The sequence below is a fragment of the Rhizobium sp. 01T417 genome (assembly GCF_056398905.1).
Map to the genome: position 1 here is coordinate 11,708 of NZ_JBFTQH010000049.1, position 20,526 is coordinate 32,233.

Here is a 20,526-nt window from a genome sequence, read left to right on the forward strand (position 1 = left end):
ACTGGTGTTCCGATTGCCGCGACGGCATGCCGCAAAGGTTCGGGGCTTGTTTTGCATGAGCCGCTCAGGCAAATCAACTACCGGACGTAAGGAGCAGCCATGGCGATCGCGAACTTGACCACCGAACAGCAAATACTGCGTGAGATACGCCGGCAGGATGGCAATCGCCGGGCCGTTCGCATCTGGCTGGGCTTTGTGCTCCTGGCGCTGTTCTGTCTTGTGATCATCGGCGGAGCCACCCGGCTCACGAATTCGGGGCTTTCGATCACCGAATGGAAGCCGATCCATGGTGTCATTCCGCCTCTCAGCGCCGCGCAGTGGGACGAGGAGTTCAGGCTCTATCAGCGCATTCCCGAATATCAGCAGATGAACAGCGGAATGACGGTCGACGAGTTCAAGGGCATCTTTTGGTGGGAATGGGCCCATCGCCTGATCGCACGTGGCATTGGTGTCATCTTCGCGCTGCCGCTGCTCTATTTCTGGTTGGCGGGAAAGGTGGAGAGACGGTTGCGTTGGCCGCTCTTCGGAATTCTCATGCTGGGTGGACTGCAGGGTGCGATCGGCTGGTGGATGGTGTCGTCAGGACTCTCCGTCCGAACCGACGTCAGCCAATACAGGTTGGCAACGCACCTGATCCTGGCCTGTCTTATCTTCGCGTCCTGCATGTGGATCATGCGAGGGCTTTCCCCTCACTCCGATGACAAGGCGCCCACACAAGGCTCGCATGTCTGGGCGGGCGCAATCGCGGCGTTTGCGCTTTTCCAGATCTACCTCGGAGCGCTCGTCGCAGGCCTCGACGCCGGCTTCACCTATAATACCTGGCCATTGATGGATGGCGCCGTCGTGCCCTCGGATCTGCTGATCCAGCAACCGGCCTGGATCAATTTCTTCGAGAACCCCAAGACCGTGCAGTTCGTTCATCGGCTGGGCGCCTACACCCTTTTTGCGCTGACGCTGATCAACATGATCATAGCTCTGACCGCAGCGCCCTCCACGACGCATGCCCGGCGCGCCGTCGTCCTGTTTGTTCTGGTGACAATACAGGCGGCGATTGGTATCGCGACCTTGCTGCTGCAGGTCCCTCTTCATTGGGGGCTGCTGCATCAGGCGGGAGCGCTGGTGGTCTTTGGCTTCGCCATCGCCAATTGGCGGGGGTTCTATGGAGAGTATCCGCGCGAGACCATGATTGCCGAGCGGGACTAAGGCGCGTCGCTGGGATCAGCGAAAGTCCCGTTCGAACGTCAAGCATCAGATGGCAAATGCCGCCAGCCTCATTTGAGGCCGTCGACGTGTTGTTTACCGGTTTTATTGCTACTGGTTGCAAGAAATGGTCGGTTCGTTGATGGTGGACGTTGGGTCTATCAAGAGGGACTGGAGCCGTTGAATGCCCGAACCCCGCTCGCCACGACTGGCCGTACTTATCGATGCTGACAACACCTCCGCAAGAATCGCTGCTGGCTTATTCGAGGAGATAGCCAAGATCGGCGAGGCAAGCGTTCGGCGCATTTATGGCGACTTCACCAGTTCCTGTTCAAAAGCATGGAACGACGTGCTGGCGCGACACGCGATAGTCCCTCAGCAGCAATTCGCGTACACGACCGGCAAGAATGCTTCCGACATCACTCTTGTCATTGATGCAATGGACCTGCTGCACAGTGGCCGTTTCGACGGCTTTTGTCTTGTATCCTCGGACAGCGATTTTACGCGACTTGCCTCGCGAATCCGTGAGCAGGGCATCGATGTTTTCGGATTTGGCGAGCAGAAGACACCGGAGAGTTTCCGGCAGGCATGCCGTCGATTCATCTATACCGAAAACCTGGTGCCCACGGTCACATCAAACGGCAGCGAGGTTACGCAAGCGCCCTCCCTACGCCAGCCGAGCGCAGCGACGCCCGTCATCAAGAAGGTCATCGCTCAGATGGAGAGTGAAGATGGATGGGTATCGCTCGGTGCGGTTGGAGCGCAGCTCGCAAATCTGGCGTCGGACTTCGATCCTCGGACATATGGCTTCCGGAAGCTAAGCGACCTCGTCAAGAAGACGAACGGGTTCGACATGAACACTGTCGAAGGCAAGCCGCTCCGTATCCGGGTGAAACAGCCATCGCCAAAAGTATAAAAAAATCCGGCTGCGTCACCGCAGTCGGATCCTGTTACTTATCGCCGAAAATCAGTCTTAGAAAAAACCGCGGCGCTGCCACCAGCCAGCTTTTTTCGGCTTGCCGTCACCTTCGGTCTCGGCAGCATCGCTGCGCGTCGATTTAACCGTTGGTTCAGACGAGGAGATGTTCGACTCCCTGTTGGCGCGCACAGGCTTCGATTCTTCGACTGCGGGCGTAGCCAGGTCTGCGGATACAGCCTCGACTTCGGCTTCCGCGGCCGGTGCTGCCTCCGTCGATGCTTCTTCGACGACAGGCTCTTCGACCGGCGATGCCTTGCGGCTGCGACGTGCACGCTTCGGCTTTACGTCTTCCGTAACCGAGGCGCCCGTTTCAACAGCGGCCATCGCCGGCTGAGCTTCGACTGCTTCCTCGGCGGCGGCTTCGATCACCTCGACGGTGGTCACTTCCGTCTCACCATCTTCGGCATCGTCATCTGCCGCTTCCGCTGCAGAAGCCTCCTGCTCGCCGCCTTCCTCGCGGTTGCGGCGGCCGCCGCGCTTGCCGCGACGGCGGCGCTTGCGGCGCTGGCTCTCATCACTTTCGTCACGCGTTTCCGAGGTGGCGGCAACGCCTTCGTCACCTTCTTCCTCGTCATCGCTGTCGATCTGGTCGCCTTCCACCGCATCAGCCGAAACGCTGTCGGGAGCAACCGCCTCGCCATTGCCGTTGCGGCCGCGACGACGACGGCGACGCTTGCGCTTGCGGCCCTCGCCATCGCCTTCGGCGCGCTGAGCCGGACGTTCGGCTGCGGCCGGCTTGGCCCCCAGTTCCTCTTCTTCCTCCTCGTCGACTTCGACCACGATATCGTCGTCTTCGTCATCGGGGATGGCAGCAAAGTTGAACAGGGTCTCGATCTTGACCGGGTTCTCGACCGGCTCGCCGCGGTCGATCGCAAAGTGCTGCGAGCCGACCGAGCCATCCGCGTCGATAATGATCGACACACCGAAGCGGGCTTCGTAGTCGACGATCGTCTGCCGCTTGTGGTTGAGCAGGTACAGCGCAATATCAGGCGTCGTGCGAACCGTGATGTTGTGCGTGGTGTTCTTGAGCAGGTACTCCTCGATGCCGCGCAGGACATGCAGAGCAACGGAGGACTGCGAACGGACGTGGCCGGTACCGCCGCAATGCGAGCAGACCTGCGTCGTCGATTCAAGAACGGATGCGCGGATGCGCTGGCGCGACATTTCCAGAAGACCGAAATGCGAGATACGGCCGACCTGAATGCGCGCGCGATCGTTCTTCAGGCATTCCTTCAGCTTCTTCTCGACAGCGCGGTTGTTGCGCTTTTCTTCCATGTCGATGAAGTCGATGACGATCAGGCCGGCAAGGTCGCGCAGACGAAGCTGGCGAGCGATTTCTTCCGCCGCTTCGAGGTTGGTCTGCAGAGCAGTGTCCTCGATCGAGTGCTCGCGCGTCGAGCGGCCGGAGTTGACGTCAATCGAAACCAGCGCTTCGGTCTGGTTCATGATCAGGTAGCCGCCCGACTTCAGCGTTACCTGCGGCTGCAGCATGCGGTCGAGCTGAGCCTCAATGCCGGAGCGCGAGAAGATCGGGTGGATGTCGCGATAGGGCTGAACCACCTTGGCGTGGCTCGGCATCAACATCTTCATGAAGTCTTTCGCTTCACGATAGCCTTCCTCGCCGGCAACGATGATCTCGCCGATATCCTTGTTGTAGAGGTCACGGATCGAGCGCTTGATGAGCGAGCCTTCCTCATACACGAGGCAGGGAGCGGTCGACTGCAGCGTCAGCGTGCGGACGTTCTCCCACAGGCGCATCAGATATTCGAAGTCGCGCTTGACCTCGACCTTGGTTCGATTCGCGCCGGCGGTGCGCAGGATGACGCCCATGCCCTGCGGGACTTCGAGCATACGCGCGATTTCCTTCAGGCGCTTGCGGTCCTGCGGATTGGTGATCTTGCGGGAGATGCCGCCGCCACGCGCCGTGTTCGGCATGAGGACGGAGTAGCGACCGGCCAGCGAAAGATAGGTCGTCAGGGCAGCGCCCTTGTTGCCACGCTCTTCCTTTGCCACCTGCACCAGCAGGATCTGGCGGCGCTTGATGACTTCCTGGATACGATATTGCTTGCGCGGCTTGCGCTGGACGCGATCGGGAACCTCCTCCATGGCGTCTTCGGCGCCGACGGATTCGATCACTTCCTCTTCGTGGTCGTGATCGTCGTCATCGTCGTCATCGCTGCGGCGGCGGGCGTCGACCTCTTCGGAGATCGAGTCGGTCTCGACCATTGCGGCCATCTCGTTGCCCGACGAGCCTTCATCGTCGTTGTCGGCGGTGGCTTCGCTGGCAGCCTCGTCGCTGGCAGGCGCTTCAGCAGCCGGCGTCACCTTCTTGCGGCTGCGGCGGGGCTTTGCCTTCTTGACGGGTGCTTCCTCGGCGACTTCCGCAACGGCCTCGACCGTTTCGGTTGCTACGGCACCGTCTTCTTCGGGAGCGGCTTCCGCTGCCGGCGCTTCGGCAGATGCGGCTACGCCAACCTCGGGCTGTTCCTGGGTGGAGAGATCGACCGGCGCCGTCTCGACGTGTTCGACGTCGTCGTCGCGGCGATGCTCTTCAGCTTCGGCGCGAAGCAGGGCCTGACGATCGGCAAGCGGGATCTGGTAGTAGTCGGGGTGAATTTCGGCAAAGGCCAAAAAGCCGTGCCGGTTGCCGCCGTAATCAACGAACGCGGCCTGCAGCGAGGGTTCAACCCTCGTTACCTTTGCGAGGTAGATGTTGCCGCGGATCTGCTTCTTGTGCTGTGACTCGAAGTCAAATTCTTCTATGCGGTTTCCGCGAACGACAACAACGCGCGTCTCTTCCTCGTGAGACGCGTCGATAAGCATCTTGTCTGCCATGTAAGCTGTGCTCCTCGGCGCGGCCGAACGTCGGCATCCCCTTGTGTCGAAGAGACAGAGGAGAGGCGGCTCGTCGTTGCAGCGCCGGATAATGAAAGTCGCGATTGGTGCGGTGTGGAAGGCAGCAGCCAGACGGCAGCGGGGGAGATGTTCTCCCGGGGCCTGTAGACTTCAGATAAAACCTGCTGCGACACCATCAAAGACCAAGCGAGATCGACAAAACTAAGACCTTGTTCAGGTCCGATGAGTTTGCTCTCTCTGTAAAGAGCGGTTGGTGGCTATCCACCGATGAAGTTCCCGCATACGCCGGAAAATTCAGGATCCAATTTCGAGTGGAAACACATAAGACGGCGGACGATTGCCGGTTGTGGCGCCAGTTCCCTTGCGGTTTGGCTGCCGTGCAGGCAACTCTATCCCGTCAGCACTTCTACCCTAAAAATCCTTGTATGTTTTCTCTGTCACAATAGCAAGGGAAAAGCCAAATGTGCCATAATATTGATGGATTTTGGAAGGCATACAAAATCGGGGATTAAGGGCGCCGATTCGGCTCCGTGGCCGCGAACGTCGCTGATACCGGCGATCTCGCGTTTGCCGGGAGAAGTTGATCGGAATGATATTTAAGGTGTGGCGGTCGATTGGTTAAGAGGGTACGACCCGCGACGGTAATATCCGGATGGCGGAAAATAAGGTTTACCGGCGTGGTGGCCGTTGCCGCGGCCGCGACGACTTTTGCATTTCTTCCTGAGGTGCGAGCAGACGAAGCAGCGAAGGCCGACCCCTTGCTCGCCTATGGCGCCCGAATCATCGGCGACGATGCACGTACGCGCATTGTCATCGACTTCGATCGGGCTCCCGATTTTTCCGTCCACTATATCGCCAATCCCGAACGCATCGTCGTCGACCTGCCTGCGACAGCCTTCGGCTTCCCAGCTGCGGATCTCGCGGCGAGGGGTCTCTTCAAGGACATACGCTACGGCAAGATGGACGAGGACAGCGCCCGTATCGTGCTGACCGCCAAGAAGCCGGTGAAGATGGAAGTCGCCAAGGTCCAGGAAGATGAGGACGGCAAGGGGCACCGTCTCGTCCTGGATGCGGCAATGACGGACAACGAGAAGTTTGCCGAACTGGTCAAGGCCCAGTCCTGGAGCGATCCTTCGTCCCAACAGACGACGAGCGCCATTCCTGCGCCGGAGAAACCGGCTGATGGAGATTTCATCATCGCTGTCGATGCTGGTCACGGCGGGATCGACACGGGTGCGATCGGCGTCGATACCAAGACGCAGGAGAAGGACGTAACGCTCGCCTTCGCCAAGGCGCTCGCCGATCGCCTCAACCGCGAGTCCGGCATCAAGGCGTTCCTGACGCGAAAGGATGACTCGTTCCTGTCGCTCTCCGAGCGTGTGGAGATTGCCCGCCAGAACCATGCGGGCCTCTTCATTTCGATGCATGCGGACACCCTGAAGCAAAAGGATATTCGCGGCGCGACAGTCTACACGATCTCCGACAGGGCCTCCGACAAGCTCGCCGCCGATCTCGCCGACCGCGAAAACCTCTCCGACCAGATTGCCGGCAAGGAGACCGTGGCTGAGCCTCCCGAAGTCGCCGATATTCTGCTCGACCTGACGCGCCGCGAAACGCAGGCTTTTTCTATTTCGCTTGCTGAAAGCGTGCTTACATCCTTCAAGGATCAGGTAGGGACGATCAACAATCCACACCGCCATGCGGGCTTCCGCGTTCTGCAGGCACCGGATGTGCCGTCTATCCTGTTGGAACTGGGCTTCCTTTCCAACAAGGACGACGAAAAGCTCCTGCTTGATGACGGATGGCGGGGAAGGATGGCCGACCTGCTGACGGAGGCCGTCAAGCACTACCGCACGGCGATGGTTGCAAATGGGGGCTGATTGCAGCCGTGGCGCAGATGTGACACTTTCTGGTGTAACACGATCGCAATGTGGGAATAGCGCTTCAAGGCCCTATTTTACTCACATTCACGCCGTTACTCAGCCTTGTGTTTCCATAGATGAAACGGAATCGGCTTGTGGCGAAAACGCTCATGGAGTAAGTCGCCCAACATGCAAGATGCCCCGATCCTGCGATTGTTATGTCGCGCTGATCGATGATTGAGATACCGGTAGCTTAAATATGATTAGACTTCTTGGATATTTCTTCGGAGTGGCTTGCGTCCTGTTCTTGGGCGTGGCGGCTGTTGTTGCCGTTTACTTGGCAACCGTCACGAAGGACCTTCCGGACTACGCAGTGCTGAACAGCTACGAGCCGCCGGTGACGACCCGCGTTCATGCAGGCAACGGTGCGCTAATGGCGGAGTATGCAAAGGAACGCAGACTTTTCCTGCCGATCCAGGCTGTTCCCGACCGCGTCAAGGCGGCCTTCCTGTCTGCTGAAGACAAGAACTTTTATCAGCACCCCGGCATCGATGTTACCGGCTTTGCGCGCGCACTGGTTGCTTATCTGACCGGCGGTCCGACGCAGGGCGGTTCGACGATCACGCAGCAGGTTGCCAAGAACTTCCTGCTTTCCAGCGAACAGACGATGGAGCGCAAGGCGAAGGAAGCGATCCTTTCCTTCCGTATCGAACAAGCCTACAGCAAGGACAAGATCCTTGAGCTGTACCTGAACGAGATCTTCTTCGGCCTGAATTCCTACGGTATCGCGAGCGCCTCGCTCACCTATTTCAACAAGTCGGTGAACGAACTGACGGTCGCCGACGCTGCCTATCTTGCCTCCCTACCGAAGGGTCCCGCCAACTATCATCCCTTCCGCCATCCCGAAGCAGCGATCACCCGCCGCAATTGGGTCATCGATCGCATGGTCGAGAATGGCTATGTCAGTCAGTCCGATGGTGCCGAGGCCAAGAAACAGCCGCTCGGTGTCACCGGTCGCAGCAGCGGGCCCTCGCTTTTTGCATCCGGCTATTTCGCCGAGGCGGTCCGCCGTCAGTTGATCGACCAGTACGGCGAGAAGATGCTGTACGAAGGCGGATTGTCCGTTCGTACCTCTTTTGACCCCGCGTTGCAGGTCTTTGCGCGCAAGGCCCTTCAGGATGGTCTGACCAACTACGATGAGCGTCGTGGCTTCCACGGTCCGATCAAGCAGATCGACACGGCTGCTGACTGGGGCAAGGCGCTGGCCGATATTCCGGCTTTGACGGACGTGCCAGAATGGCGACTGGCTGTCGTGCTGGCCGTATCGGCCGACGGCGTCGACATCGGGCTGCAGCCCCCGAAGGATGGCGCGGGCAAGATCCCTTCCGAGCGCGAGCGTGGAGCCATCGAGGCCAAGAATATGCAGTGGGCATATCGCTCGGCTTCCGGCCGGAAGACAGCAAAGTCGCCCGACGGCGTTTTGTCAGCCGGGGATGTCGTCTACGTCGAGCGGTTGGGGGACGAAGGTTCCAAGTCCTACCGGCTTCGCCAGCCGCCGAAGGTCGAAGGCGGTCTCGTCGCGATGGACCCGAAGACCGGTCGCGTGCTTGCGATGGTCGGCGGCTTCTCCTACGCGCAGTCGGAATTCAACCGTGCGACCCAGGCGATGCGCCAGCCGGGTTCGTCCTTCAAGCCGTTCGTCTATGCGGCGGCCATGGACAATGGATATACGCCGGCGTCGGTTGTCAGCGACGATCCGCTGTCGATCCAGACGGGCAATGGCCAGGTATGGGCACCGGATAACTATGAAGGCGAGGGTGGTGGCGCCAACACGCTTCGCTTCGCGATCGAGCACTCGCGCAACCGCATGACGGTGCGCCTTGCCAACGATCTCGGCATGAATGTCGTCGCCGAATATGCAGAACGCTTCGGGATCTACGATCACATGATGCCGGTTCTCGCCATGTCGCTCGGTTCCGGCGAAACCACGGTCTTGCGCATGGTATCGGCTTATTCGGTCATCGCCAATGGCGGCAAGCAGATCAAGCCGACCCTGGTTGACCGGATCCAGGACCGCTATGGCCGTACGATCTTCAAGCACGAGGAGCGCGTCTGCGAGGGCTGCAATGCGAGCGACTGGCATAACCAGGACGAGCCCAACGTCGTCGACAATCGCGAAACCGTTCTCGACCCGATGACCTCCTACCAGATCACCTCGATGCTGCAGGGGGTCATCCAGCGCGGCACGGCCGCCGGCAAGGTCGATCTCGGCGGGCGTGACGTTGCTGGCAAGACGGGTACGACCAACGATGAAAAAGATGCGTGGTTCGTCGGCTTCACGCCAGATCTTGTCGCCGGCCTTTACATCGGCTTCGACTCGCCGTCGACGCTTGGACGCGGCGGCACAGGCGGCTCGCTTTCTGCGCCGATCTTTAACGAGTTTATGCAGGTTGCTGTGAAGGACATGCCGGAATCTAAGTTTGTCATTCCGGCGGGCATGAACCTCATTCCGATCGACCGCAAGACCGGCATGGCTGCGGTTCAGGGCGACCCGAACACGATTATCGAGGCCTTCAAGCCAGGTACCGGTCCTGCCGACAGCCTCTCTGTTATCGGCATGGACAATGCGATGGCGCCCGAAGAAATTCTGCGGACGTCGCCGCAGGCCAACCAGGCCGTCCAGTCCGGCGCCGGCGGCCTCTACTAACCTTTTCCCTGACCCGTTGTGGCGGTTGCGGCCCTTTACATCCGCAGCCGCCACAATTATTTGACGGGCAACTTTTCAAGCAACGCGAAGAAGCAGGAAAATGCGAGCGGAAATCCAGAACGTAGTCGATGAAACCAAGCAGGCTATCACCCTGCTGAGGAGGCATCTTTGACTGGGACCAGGCGATAAGACGACTGGACTGGTTGAACAACAAGGCAGAGGATCCGACCCTCTGGAACGATGCTTCGGAAGCACAGAAGCTGATGCGCGAGCGTCAGCAGCTAGATGACGGCATCAACGGCGTGAAGCAGCTCGAGCAGCAGCTCAACGACAACGTCGAACTGATCGAGATGGGCGAGGAAGAGGGCGACGAGAGTGTCGTCAAGGACGCCGAAGACGCGCTCAAGAGCCTGAAGGCTGAAGCCGCCCGCCGCCAGGTGGAGGCGATGCTATCGGGCGAGGCCGACAGCAACGATACCTATCTCGAAGTCCACTCCGGCGCAGGCGGAACGGAAAGCCAGGACTGGGCCAACATGCTGCTGCGCATGTATACCCGCTGGGCGGAGCGTCAGCGCTTCAAGGTAGAGCTTCTTGAAGTGCACGATGGTGAAGAAGCAGGCATCAAGTCGGCAACCCTGCTGGTCAAAGGCCACAACGCCTATGGCTGGCTGAAGACGGAGTCGGGCGTGCATCGCCTGGTGCGTATTTCGCCCTACGACAGCAACGCGCGGCGCCACACCTCGTTCTCCTCGATCTGGGTCTATCCCGTGGTCGACGACTCGATCAACATCGAGGTCAACGAGAGCGACTGCCGCATCGACACCTACCGCGCCTCGGGAGCGGGCGGTCAGCACATCAACACGACCGACTCGGCCGTGCGCATCACGCATATCCCGACCGGCATCGTGGTTTCCTGCCAGCAGGAACGCTCGCAGCACAAGAACCGGGCCAAGGCTTGGGACATGCTGCGTGCTCGTATGTACGAAGCCGAGTTGAAGAAGCGCGAAGAAGCGGCGAACGCCGAGGCAGCCTCTAAGACCGACATCGGCTGGGGTCACCAGATTCGCTCCTACGTGCTGCAGCCCTACCAGCTGGTCAAGGACCTGCGGACGGGCGTGGCGAGCACGGCGCCGGGCGACGTGCTGGATGGCGAGCTCAACGAGTTCATGGAAGCCGCTCTCGCTCACCGCATCAGCGGCAAGCCGGACGCTGTCGTCGACGACGTCGAGTAACCGCTCAAACGTATGAACATAGAGAAGGCCCCGAATGGGGCCTTTTCGATTCAAGCGGGAAAACCGGAAGTTCTCCAGCGACAAATCAACGGCTTCGACTAGTTGCTGGCTTTGCCGACGGTAACCTCACCAAATTCGTCGATGACGACAGTCCAAGTCTCCGATTCCGCATCCGGATCGGTCTTCAGGTAGACCATTGCAAAAAGGCCGGGCTCCTTGAGCATGCCGGAGGAGTTTTCGGGCCTGATGTCGGTGACATACGGCTTCAGATCGCTGAGTTCCTGCAACTCCACTGTCGAGGTGATGGACGGCTCAGCGTCGCTCTGCTCGATTTGCTGCAAATATATCTTGGCGGTGCGGTCCGCCTGCCTGACGGCAAACAGCTTGTAGTAGCCGTGGCGCGGTTTTGCGGGAGCGGCAGCCGCAGTTTGGGGCGCCGAAGGTGATCGTTGAATGGCCGGCGCCGCACCGTCGTCTTCCCAGTAACCGGTGCTGGTCGCGAAGATGACTGAAGCCGGTAGGATCGCGTCTTCTGCCTCAACGCCTCGCGCGCAGAGGGTGGACGCGGCTAGCAGCAAGGTACAAAGCGTCGTTCGTCGCAAGCTCATGTCTCAGTCCTCGAACTGCTCCGCAAGAATACGATCGGACCATGATCGATCGGGATCGGAGAGAATGCGCGCGGTCGTAAGTTCCGATTGCGCGATGCGAATATGCAGCACCGATTTCACTTCCGTGTTGTCAGCGACCGCGTTGACCGGCCGCTTCTCCGCCTCGAGTATGTGTATATCGACCGTCACCTTGTTGGGCAGAAGGGCGCCGCGCCAGCGCCGCGGCCGGAACGCGCTGACCGGAGTCATCGCCAACAGAGGGGCGTCAAGCGGCAGGATCGGTCCATGCGCGGAGAGGTTATAGGCCGTCGAACCCGCGGGCGTGGCCACCATCAGGCCGTCGCAGATAAGCTCGTCGAGTCGCACGACACCGTCCACTTCGACCCGCAGTTTGGCGGCTTGATAGGATTGCCGGAACAGCGAGACTTCGTTGATGGCAAGTGCTGTCGAATTCGTGCCGTCGGAATTCGCCGTTGTCATCTGCAAAGGATGAAAGGCATTTTCGACTGCTGTGCAGATTCGATCCTGCAGATCTTCCGTTCGATAGTCGTTCATGAGGAAGCCGATGGAGCCGCGATTCATGCCGTAGACCAGCTTGCCCGAGTTCATCGTGCCATGCAGCGTCTGCAGCATGAAACCGTCGCCGCCGAGGGCGACGATCACGTCGGCCTCTTCAGGGGGCACGTCACCATAAATGCCTATCAACTCTTCCCGAGCCGCCAGCGCCTCTGTCGCCGAGGAGGCAAGGAAGGAAAGCGTCTGAAACGAACGGCCCATGTAATTCCTTTTACGTATTCAACGAACGATAACATAGTCTTGGCGTCTAGGCGCCAATAAAAGCCGATTTTGTCAAGTGCATCTGCAGCGCCGGCTGGAGCCATCGTCAATTCTTCGCTGCTCGATTTCAGGCGTATGCTGTGGAAGGCCCGGAACTCGAGCCGGGCAAGCCTCGGATCATCTTTCGTCGACAAGGCAGATGGCGTCAATCCTGGCGTGGGGCGGCACTGCGTACTCTCCGTCGATAGCGAGACCGTACGCGCAGGCTTGCCGAGGCATTCGTAGTGACAATGGATACAGAACGTTTTGAAATGTGCTCCAATGCCAAGTTGGCGTCTATAACTGCCCTTCTTTGCGGTAGCGTGCCACACATGTATCGAGGCTCGTATCTGGAGGCGTTAGCGACAGCCGCCTGCTTCTGCCACAGCGCACTTTAACACTTGCTCCGCATATTCGACGACGGCTCTTTCGTCGGTGACACATAACTTCAGGACTTGGCATTTCTCCTTGAGTTCGTGCAGGACGCGTCGGTGAACCCTTGCAATCGCGGCAGTATTCTTGAGCTTCATGAGCTCCTGGAGACAAGCCACTGCTACGATCTCTGAAACCAGCAGCTTGCCTTCGACTTCTCCCTGCGTTGGAATGGCAAAACGCTCACCGCCGGGTTTGAAATCTCTATCGGGCGACAGCATGACAAACCTCCCATGGCCTTGATCGACGAAACGATGAAGAAATACGCCAGAGGGGCCGCCCAGGGTCGACAGCCGCCCCTTCGCACGCTCCAAGGCTATGTGGCTTTGACCTCGATCTTGCGGTCGTTCGTCCCGGTGTTGGCAGCCTTTGGAAGCGTGACCTTCAGGACGCCTTTCGCGAAAGCGGCGGCGATCTTATCTGCCTCGATGTAGTCAGGAAGCCGAAACGAGCGCTGGAAGGAGCCGTATCGGCGCTCCGAAAGGTGGTAGGCCTCGTCCTTCGATTCCTTTTCCTCCGTCTTTTCGCCCCGAATGGTCAGCACGCCGTTCGAAAGCCTGATGTCTATGTTGCTCTCGTCGAGGCCGGGAACTTCCGCGGTGATCTCGAATGCGTTGTCTTTCTCGACGACATCCACCGCGGGAGACACGACCCAGTCGGCAGCAGAAGTCGTGCGTCCGAGGAGGTGACCTGAGATCGGACGCCATGAGGAAGGGCCGAAGTCGTCGAACAGCCGGTCGATTTCGGTACGAAGTGAGTCGAATGGAGACCACATCCCGCCGGGAGCCGGCGTCGTGGTCTTCTGTTCTTTCTTAATGGGGAACATATCGGGCATGATCATCTCCTGTTGGCCAAGAGGTCCGGAAGCCGGATCTAATCATTGCGTTTCGCTCGACATCGAGCGCAGTCATTAAAGCACGCGGGTGGGCAAGTGACTTTGATCAATGTCAAGAACACAGGAAATTAATTGGCGCGCGGGCTCAGTCTAACGCAGTATCGGTCGAACCGTCCGCCGGAGAACGCACATTTAGAACATCGGTCGAAGACGCGGTTCGGTACCATCCGTTTTGCAGTGCGCCGAGCGATATCCTCTGCCCTACCCGTACACGTTTCAGGATTGGAAATTGATCCAGCACAATGCAGATCCAGCAAAAAAGGAGGATGATTTATGTAAGCGGTGTCCTCGTTTTGCGGCCCGTCGAGTATTCCTCGGAGGAATGGGAGAGACAGACATGTCAACGACACTCAGGAGTATGAGCCATGTAGAATGCTTGGAAATGCTGGAACGGGCGCATTTTGGTCATCTGGCTTGCAGTAACGAAGGCCGGCCTTACGTGGTCCCAATCTACTTTGCGTTCCAATCACGAGTAGCCTACAGTTTTTCGATGCCAGGACGAAAAGTGGAGTGGATGCGGCTGAATCCAAGAGTCTGCCTCCAGGTGGAGGAGCAGTGGGGGAAGGGCGGATGGAGGAGCGTCGTGCTGAACGGCCACTTCCAGGAACTGCCCGACGATGATGTCTGGCACGAGGAGCGACTGCACGCGTGGTCACTTTTGCAGAGACACTTGGACTGGTGGGAGATCGGCTCGCTTGAGCCTCGCGAACTACCGACTGCGTCTGCATCTGCCCACCTATTCTACTGCATCTACACGGACGATGTCTCCGGTCGGGTCGTGGCCCTTTAGTGACAACGCCTCGGCCCTCGAGGTTTCCGCAATGTCTGCGCACCCTTTGACGGAGGAAGCCAATCGACTGTATCGGCGATCACGTGCCCATTACACGAGCCCAACCGAGTCGCTGGTAGCCTGAGAGATTAGCCACAGACCGAGCATTCTCGTCCTCCGCACCCCTTCCACGCAAATAACATTCTGACTCGGCGCGTGGCGGCTTTGTAACTGGAGGCAGGATCTAACCGCCGTCGATCGCCTCGCCGATGCGGGCGATCGCCTGCTGATACACACTCGCGGAGTTCCAGCCGGCGATGGCGCCGATATTGCCCTGATAGTCCCCGCCGGCGCCCCAGCCGTGCGCCCTGAGGAAGTTGGCCGTGGACATCAGCGCCGTGCTCTTGTCGCGCATGTTCCTGTTTCCGACGCCGTATTTCAGGACATTCCCAGGCAGGAACCCTGTGTGGCCGATCTCGCCGTGCATGGCGCCGACCGAGCCGGCACTCAGCACGCCGCTGTCGACTAGCTTGAGCGCCGCGATAGCATGGGGCGCGAAGAATTGCGGGCGGCGACAATCGTACGCGAGCGTGACGATTGCCGAAACTGTGTTCTGGTTGCCCATAGAGGCGCCGAAGTTGGTCTCCATACCCCAGATGGCGAGAAGCACGCCGGCGGGCACGCCGTAGTTGCGCTCGATGCTGTCGAAGAGCGCTGCATTCGCCGTCTTAAGCGAACGGCCCTTGGAAATAATCGCGGACCCACCGCGTCGTCTCATAAAGTCGGCGACCGAGCCGCTGAAAGCCTTGTTGACGGAGCGGTCGGCCTGAATGGTTCCTACGGCGTATTTCGCACCGGCAAGCGCTGCAAGACCCTTCCCCTTGACGCCTGCAGCCTTTGCCGTCTCGGCAAACTCTACTTTCCACTGTTCAAACCCGGCAGCGCTTTTGCCGCACGATGCCGCGTGCGCAACGCACGCCAGAAGGCAGAAGGCGATGGCGCCCGCCGCAGCAAGAAAAACTCCCTTAGCAAAGAATGCCATGTCGCTCTCCTCGTGGGTCTGAACCATCATGCATCCGGCCGCATGACGTCACTCGTTCACTTGCGAAACCGGCTTGACCGGGAAGCGAAAGGAACTGAGAAGGTGCCTCTACTATGCACGTGAGGGCGATACGGTGCTAGTGACGAAACTGGACCGCCTGGCGCGATGAACGCGGACCTGATGGCGACTCTGGCGAAGCGGAAGACCGGCGGTTGCTGACCGAGTCCAAGACGCCGAGGAAATTGCAGCTTCTCGTCGACGGCGACAAATTTGGCAGATCTGTCTCAGTTCCATCGGCAGCCTTTGATATGTGCGGCGACTTAGTTGGAGGCAAAAAGCATATTTCACAGCGTATTTGGTTTCCAATAGAGTATGGTTCCGTTTGGCTAGCGGGAGGCGCTTATGGCTCACAACGACCGTTCACGGCATATCACCCAAGGCATTGCTCGCTCGCCCAATCGCGCGATGTACTATGCGTTGGGCTATACCAAAGGGGACTTCGACAAGCCGATGATCGGCATCGCCAACGGGCACTCGACGATCACGCCATGTAATGCCGGCCTCCAGCCGCTTGCCGACGCGGCGATAGCCGCCATCAAGGCGGCCGGAGCCAATCCGCAGATATTCGGCACGCCTACCATCTCGGACGGCATGGCCATGGGAACGGAGGGCATGAAATATTCTCTCGTCTCGCGCGAGGTTATCGCCGATTGTGTGGAGACCTCGGTGCAGGGCCAATGGATGGATGGCGTTCTAGTGCTCGGCGGGTGCGACAAGAACATGCCGGGCGGTATGATCGGCATTCTCCGCGCTAACGTTCCGGCCGTCTATGTCTATGGCGGCACCATCAAGCCGGGTCGATGGAAGGGCGAGAGCCTCTCCATCGTGTCCGCGTTCGAGGCCGTCGGCGCTTACATGGCCGGAAAGATGAGCGCTGAGGATTTCGAGGGCATTGAGCGCAATGCCTGCCCGACGACCGGCTCTTGCGGCGGCATGTACACCGCGAACACCATGAGTTCGTCCTTCGAGGCGGTCGGCATGTCGCTGCTCTACTCCTCCAACATGGCCAATCCCGACCAAGAAAAGATCGATAGCACGGTCGAGTCCGCGCGCGTTTTGGTGGAAGCGGTGAAGGCCGGCATTCGACCACGCGACATCGTCACGCGGAAGTCGATTGAAAATGCCGTGGCGCTCATCATGGCCACTGGAGGTTCAACGAATGCGGTGCTGCACTATCTCGCCATTGCGCATGCGGCCGAGGTGGAATGGACGCTGGAGGATTTCGAGCGGATACGCCGTAGGGTACCAGTAATCTGCGATCTCAAGCCATCCGGCCGTTATATGGCTGTTGATCTCCACGCTGCCGGCGGCATTCCTCAAGTCCTAAAGCTACTGTTGAATGCGGGCCTTCTGCACGGCGATTGTCTCACGATCACCGGCAAGACGATCGCTGACGAACTCTCGGCCGTGCCCGACGAGCCTCGTGCGGACCAGGACGTTATCCGGTCGCTCTCAGCGCCACTGTATCGCGAGGGACATCTCGCCATACTCACAGGCAATCTGGCAGAGGGTGGGGCGGTGGCAAAGATCAGCGGGCTCAAGAGCCCGGTGATTGCTGGCCCGGCGCGCGTCTTCGAAGACGAGCAATCCGCAATGGATGCTATTCTCTCGGACAAAATCAAGGCCGGCGACATTCTGGTCCTGCGTTACCTCGGGCCGAAGGGTGGTCCGGGAATGCCGGAAATGCTTGCCCCGACCTCCGCTATCATCGGACGTGGCCTTGGAGAGAGCGTCGGCCTCATCACAGATGGGCGGTTCTCCGGCGGCACATGGGGTATGGTGGTCGGGCATGTCACGCCCGAAGCCTTCGAGGGAGGGGCAATCGCACTTGTCAAGGACGGCGACCAAATCACCATCGACGCCCATCAGCTACTTCTGCAGCTCGACGTCCCAGATGAAGAGATTGCGAGACGCCGAAGCCTTTGGAGCCAGCCTCCGCCGCGCTACAGGCACGGCGTCCTCGCCAAGTTTGCGGCCTTGGTCCGACCAGCGAACGAGGGAGCCGTGACGGGTTGAGGTCACATGAAAAAAACGCGCCAACTGAGGCGAATTAGTTATCAAGTCACTGATTTCGTGCAAAATTAGTGGTGCCCCCGGCAGGGTTCGAACCCGCGACCCCCTGATTACAAATCAGGTGCTCTACCAACTGAGCTACAAGGGCGATGCCTGCCAAGTACCAGATTCTGCCGTCCTGTAAAGAAGAAATCCGCGCGATCGTGATTTCGTTCGTCCGACCTTGCATCGGAGTTTGCGTTGCGAACGCCGCAGACCCGACTTTGCTAGTTCCGAGGCGCAGTCTGCCGCACGCTCGTTTGCAAGGCGTCACCGGTCTCTCCGGCACCCAACGGCGACATGATTGCAATGCTCAGCACCGAAGCAACCATGAAAACGATAATAGCGATCATTACCCGCACATTTCTCTCCTAAATCGTGCGCAGCCAACGCGCGGGGCCGACCGTCGGTTCCCCTGATGATAGCTACACGATCTACTGTACGGGTGCTGGAATAGGGCGTTCAGGGGCGGGCGCCAGCGGAGCGAGTTCGTGAATCGGCTGCGACTTGTCGATCCAGACGATGCTGAGAATGATGGCAACAAATACGCCGACGAACAGAGTGCCGATGACGAGGGAGCGGATGGCCATATGGAAATATGTTCCTCCTGTTCGAATGCGGGGCAGCATGGAAAAGAGCAGAGGCAATCCGAGACGAGCAGCAGTTTGCTGGCTTCCTAGTTGCTTTGCGGCGCTGCTATCATCCCGCATATGGAAGAGAAAGATCGCGCCTTTCGCCGCGATCCCCCAACTCTATCAAATTTTCAAATGCTGCCTCGCCGCATAAAGAGCGATCGCCGCAGCATTAGATACATTGAGTGACTTGATCGCACCCGGCATGTCTAGCCTGGCAAGCGCGCTGACAGTTTCGCGCGTCTTCTGGCGTAGCCCCTTACCTTCGGAACCCAGCACGAGCGCCACCTTGTCACCCGAGAATGTGCCCTCGAGTGGCGCCGGTCCTTCCGAATCGAGGCCGATCGTGAAGAAGCCGAGCTTGTGCAGTTCTCCAAGAGCGTCGGCAAGATTCGTGATCTGGATATAGGGGATGAGTTCCAGTGCACCTGAGGCTGATTTCGCCAGCACGCCTGATTCGGTCGGGCTGTGGCGCTGTGTGGTAATGACGGCACCTGCATTGAAGGCCACGGCAGAACGCATGATGGCGCCGACATTGTGCGGATCGGTTACCTGGTCGAGCACGAGAAGCAGTGGGCTGTCCTTCAGTGCTTCCAGCCGGCGGACGGGCAGGGGGCGCGTTTCCAGCATGACACCCTGATGGATGGCATCCGGGCCGAGGACCTTGTCGATATCGTGCGGAGCGACGATTTCGACCGGAATGCCGAGCGCGTCGGCAGCGATCTCCAGACGCGCAAGCGCGTTCTGGGTCACCGACAACTTGACGTTCCGGCGCTCCTTGTTGTCAAGCGCGGCACGAACCGTATGAAGGCCGTAGAGATAGACCTGCTCGGGCGCGAGTGCAGGAGGCTTCCAGTCCTCGGCACCGCGCCGGCGCTTCTGTGGCGGCGGTGTCGGAATCTCACCGCGTTCGCGTTTGCTATCACGATGCGCGCGGCGCAGGGTTGCGTAATGCGTGTTCTTGGCGGATTTTTCGTCAGTGGGCTTGCCACCGGTTTTCTTGTCTTTGCTCATGCGGCTTTATAGCGAGGGTGCTTCTTTCCGCATAGGATTTCTTTCAGGACCCCGGCTTTCCACGGTCGATGAAATTTTTCACATTTTTTCCGTCGTCATCGTGTTGACATGCGTAAATCGTCCGGTCATATACGCGGCGCAGACCGAGGGGCGGCAACGCTTCGAAAGTCTGACGAGCTTGGTCTCACGATCCGGACGAAAAGACTGGAGAGATGCCCGAGTGGTTAAAGGGGACGGACTGTAAATCCGTTGGCTCAGCCTACGTTGGTTCAAATCCAACTCTCTCCACCATTCGTCATTGGATCGGATACCACCCCGCGGGTATAGCTCAATGGTAGAGCAGCAGCCTTCCAAGCTGAATACGCGGGTTCGATTCCCGCTACCCGCTCCAGATTTTCGCAGTGTCCTGTTGTTCCTGTAACGCTTTGCGCGAGCCGGGTCGCTATGCGTACCTCTAGCCCCAGAGCAGCACGAAAGGCGAGGCCAGCGCGATGATGCCGGCGATCGTCCATCGCTTTTGGGGGTTGGTGCTGAGATCCTCTCTCGACAGCCATATGCGGACAGCAACGAAGCCGATGGCGATGAGGGCGCTGTAGATCACGGCGCGCAACAGGATCGACCAGCCGCCACCGAAGAGACCGATCGCGATGCCGAAGCCGGTGAGGGCGCCGAGAATACCGTATCCCACGTCGAACATCAGCGTCGTGGTGGCCGAAAGTGGCGTCAGCATCTTTGGGAAGGCGATGGCAAATGCCGCTGTGAGCAGCCATATTGCGACGATCGCTTGCAGCGTCGAAGAGCTGACGATCGATGTCGCCAGAGCCGGGAGCCGCTCGGGCGAGGAGAGGCGTGCAAGCTGCGCGACCCAGTCGATCGCAGCGGCAAGAACCCACAATATGAATGCGCAAGCGGCAAAGATCAGAAAGTTGCCTGCGGATCGTTTTGCAATTTCCTTTGGTTCCATTGCGGTGTCTCCGAGCAGTGCTTCCGCGTAAGGGCTGCAAACGATGTACTATCATATCCTTGGCGCCGTCGCGCCCGTTCTTCGCGAATATATCTTCGCTGCCATCTCCGGCGGATATTGCCGATTGGGCGCTTCCTTCCCATATGCGCCCGCAGGCTAGGAATACGGTCCGCAAATAGGTCTTGCGCAATTTCCCCGAAAGCCTTAAACGGCGGCACTAAACCGGTTCGCCGGGGTCATCCATTTCGTTCACAGGAAGCATTCAAATGGCAAAGAGTAAGTTTGAGCGCAACAAGCCGCACGTTAACATCGGCACGATCGGCCACGTTGACCACGGCAAGACGTCTCTGACGGCAGCGATCACGAAGTACTTCGGCGAGTTCAAGGCGTACGACCAGATCGACGC

General features: G+C 59.2%; 17 protein-coding genes, 3 tRNA genes and 1 pseudogene. 11 read left to right on the forward strand and 10 right to left on the reverse strand.

Annotation, left to right across the window (positions count from 1 at the left end; translation table 11 throughout):
* Positions 1–99 precede the first annotated feature (99 nt).
* Both AC1DPR_RS28215 and AC1DPR_RS28220 read left to right on the forward strand, forming a co-directional pair.
* The gene (locus tag AC1DPR_RS28215) at positions 100–1,203 is read left to right on the forward strand and encodes a COX15/CtaA family protein (RefSeq protein ID WP_113471940.1); all 1,104 of its coding nucleotides are present in this window, start codon (positions 100–102) and stop codon (positions 1,201–1,203) included.
* A 181-nt stretch (positions 1,204–1,384) separates the two neighbouring features.
* The gene (locus tag AC1DPR_RS28220; RefSeq protein ID WP_018859833.1) at positions 1,385–2,116 is read left to right on the forward strand and encodes an NYN domain-containing protein; all 732 of its coding nucleotides are present in this window, start codon (positions 1,385–1,387) and stop codon (positions 2,114–2,116) included.
* A gap of 57 nt (positions 2,117–2,173) precedes the next feature.
* On the opposite strand, the gene AC1DPR_RS28225 is transcribed toward AC1DPR_RS28220, so the two are convergent.
* Positions 2,174–5,014 (reverse strand): Rne/Rng family ribonuclease, encoded by a 2,841-nt coding sequence (locus AC1DPR_RS28225; RefSeq protein WP_018859834.1) that lies wholly within the window; start codon positions 5,012–5,014, stop codon positions 2,174–2,176.
* A gap of 746 nt (positions 5,015–5,760) precedes the next feature.
* On the opposite strand from AC1DPR_RS28225, the gene AC1DPR_RS28230 reads away from it, so the two are divergent.
* The 3 genes from AC1DPR_RS28230 (at position 5,761) to prfB (ending at position 10,836) form a co-directional block, all read left to right on the forward strand.
* Positions 5,761–6,915, forward strand: coding sequence for an N-acetylmuramoyl-L-alanine amidase (locus AC1DPR_RS28230; protein ID WP_245268031.1), 1,155 nt, complete (start codon positions 5,761–5,763; stop codon positions 6,913–6,915).
* Positions 6,916–7,156: 241 nt separating this feature from the next.
* Positions 7,157–9,604, forward strand: coding sequence for a penicillin-binding protein 1A (locus AC1DPR_RS28235; protein ID WP_018859836.1), 2,448 nt, complete (start codon positions 7,157–7,159; stop codon positions 9,602–9,604).
* Between the two features lie 100 nt (positions 9,605–9,704).
* A protein-coding gene (gene prfB / locus AC1DPR_RS28240; protein WP_100248113.1) for a peptide chain release factor 2 occupies positions 9,705–10,836 on the forward strand; the annotation gives its coding sequence in 2 pieces (ribosomal slippage) (positions 9,705–9,773 and positions 9,775–10,836; 1,131 coding nt in all).
* Between the two features lie 98 nt (positions 10,837–10,934).
* Here the strand turns inward: prfB and AC1DPR_RS28245 are convergent.
* From AC1DPR_RS28245 to AC1DPR_RS28260, 4 genes are all read right to left on the reverse strand, one after another.
* Positions 10,935–11,444: a hypothetical protein gene (locus tag AC1DPR_RS28245; RefSeq protein WP_018859838.1), complete on the reverse strand. Its 510-nt coding sequence runs from the start codon at positions 11,442–11,444 to the stop codon at positions 10,935–10,937.
* Positions 11,445–11,447: 3 nt separating this feature from the next.
* Positions 11,448–12,221, reverse strand: coding sequence for an NAD kinase (locus AC1DPR_RS28250; RefSeq protein WP_018859839.1), 774 nt, complete (start codon positions 12,219–12,221; stop codon positions 11,448–11,450).
* A gap of 398 nt (positions 12,222–12,619) precedes the next feature.
* On the reverse strand, positions 12,620–12,913 hold the full coding sequence (locus tag AC1DPR_RS28255) for a hypothetical protein (protein WP_018859840.1): 294 nt from the start codon (positions 12,911–12,913) through the stop codon (positions 12,620–12,622).
* A gap of 95 nt (positions 12,914–13,008) precedes the next feature.
* On the reverse strand, positions 13,009–13,527 hold the full coding sequence (locus AC1DPR_RS28260) for an Hsp20/alpha crystallin family protein (RefSeq protein ID WP_113471941.1): 519 nt from the start codon (positions 13,525–13,527) through the stop codon (positions 13,009–13,011).
* Between the two features lie 397 nt (positions 13,528–13,924).
* On the opposite strand from AC1DPR_RS28260, the gene AC1DPR_RS28265 reads away from it, so the two are divergent.
* A complete protein-coding gene (locus tag AC1DPR_RS28265; RefSeq protein WP_029792832.1) occupies positions 13,925–14,377 on the forward strand; it encodes a pyridoxamine 5'-phosphate oxidase family protein in 453 nt (150 codons plus the stop codon).
* 223 nt (positions 14,378–14,600) lie between these two features.
* Here AC1DPR_RS28265 and AC1DPR_RS28270 read toward each other — a convergent pair whose 3' ends face one another.
* On the reverse strand, positions 14,601–15,398 hold the full coding sequence (locus tag AC1DPR_RS28270; RefSeq protein WP_113471942.1) for a lytic murein transglycosylase: 798 nt from the start codon (positions 15,396–15,398) through the stop codon (positions 14,601–14,603).
* Between the two features lie 70 nt (positions 15,399–15,468).
* Here AC1DPR_RS28270 and AC1DPR_RS28275 point away from each other — a divergent pair.
* Positions 15,469–15,564, forward strand: a pseudogene (locus AC1DPR_RS28275) (recombinase family protein); the annotation flags it as partial.
* Between the two features lie 236 nt (positions 15,565–15,800).
* On the forward strand, positions 15,801–17,474 hold the full coding sequence (ilvD, locus tag AC1DPR_RS28280) for a dihydroxy-acid dehydratase (RefSeq protein WP_113471943.1): 1,674 nt from the start codon (positions 15,801–15,803) through the stop codon (positions 17,472–17,474).
* Between the two features lie 69 nt (positions 17,475–17,543).
* Here ilvD and AC1DPR_RS28285 read toward each other — a convergent pair.
* From AC1DPR_RS28285 to rlmB, 3 genes are all read right to left on the reverse strand, one after another.
* A tRNA-Thr gene (locus AC1DPR_RS28285) sits at positions 17,544–17,619 on the reverse strand.
* Positions 17,620–17,944: 325 nt separating this feature from the next.
* Complete coding sequence (locus AC1DPR_RS28290; RefSeq protein ID WP_018859846.1) at positions 17,945–18,100, reverse strand: hypothetical protein; 156 nt, start codon at positions 18,098–18,100, stop codon at positions 17,945–17,947.
* Between the two features lie 165 nt (positions 18,101–18,265).
* Positions 18,266–19,156, reverse strand: a complete 891-nt coding sequence (rlmB, locus tag AC1DPR_RS28295) for a 23S rRNA (guanosine(2251)-2'-O)-methyltransferase RlmB (protein ID WP_477817674.1) — start codon at positions 19,154–19,156, stop codon at positions 18,266–18,268.
* Between the two features lie 206 nt (positions 19,157–19,362).
* Between rlmB and AC1DPR_RS28300 the strand changes: the two genes are divergently transcribed.
* Positions 19,363–19,447: transfer RNA gene (locus AC1DPR_RS28300), tRNA-Tyr, on the forward strand.
* Positions 19,448–19,473: 26 nt separating this feature from the next.
* Positions 19,474–19,547 (forward strand) — tRNA-Gly (locus tag AC1DPR_RS28305).
* A gap of 63 nt (positions 19,548–19,610) precedes the next feature.
* Here AC1DPR_RS28305 and AC1DPR_RS28310 read toward each other — a convergent pair.
* Positions 19,611–20,120, reverse strand: a complete 510-nt coding sequence (locus tag AC1DPR_RS28310) for a hypothetical protein (RefSeq protein ID WP_018859848.1) — start codon at positions 20,118–20,120, stop codon at positions 19,611–19,613.
* A gap of 266 nt (positions 20,121–20,386) precedes the next feature.
* Between AC1DPR_RS28310 and AC1DPR_RS28315 the strand changes: the two genes are divergently transcribed.
* Positions 20,387–20,526, forward strand: a 140-nt coding sequence (locus AC1DPR_RS28315; RefSeq protein WP_234836486.1) for a GTP-binding protein, incomplete at its 3' end; no start/stop codon positions are given.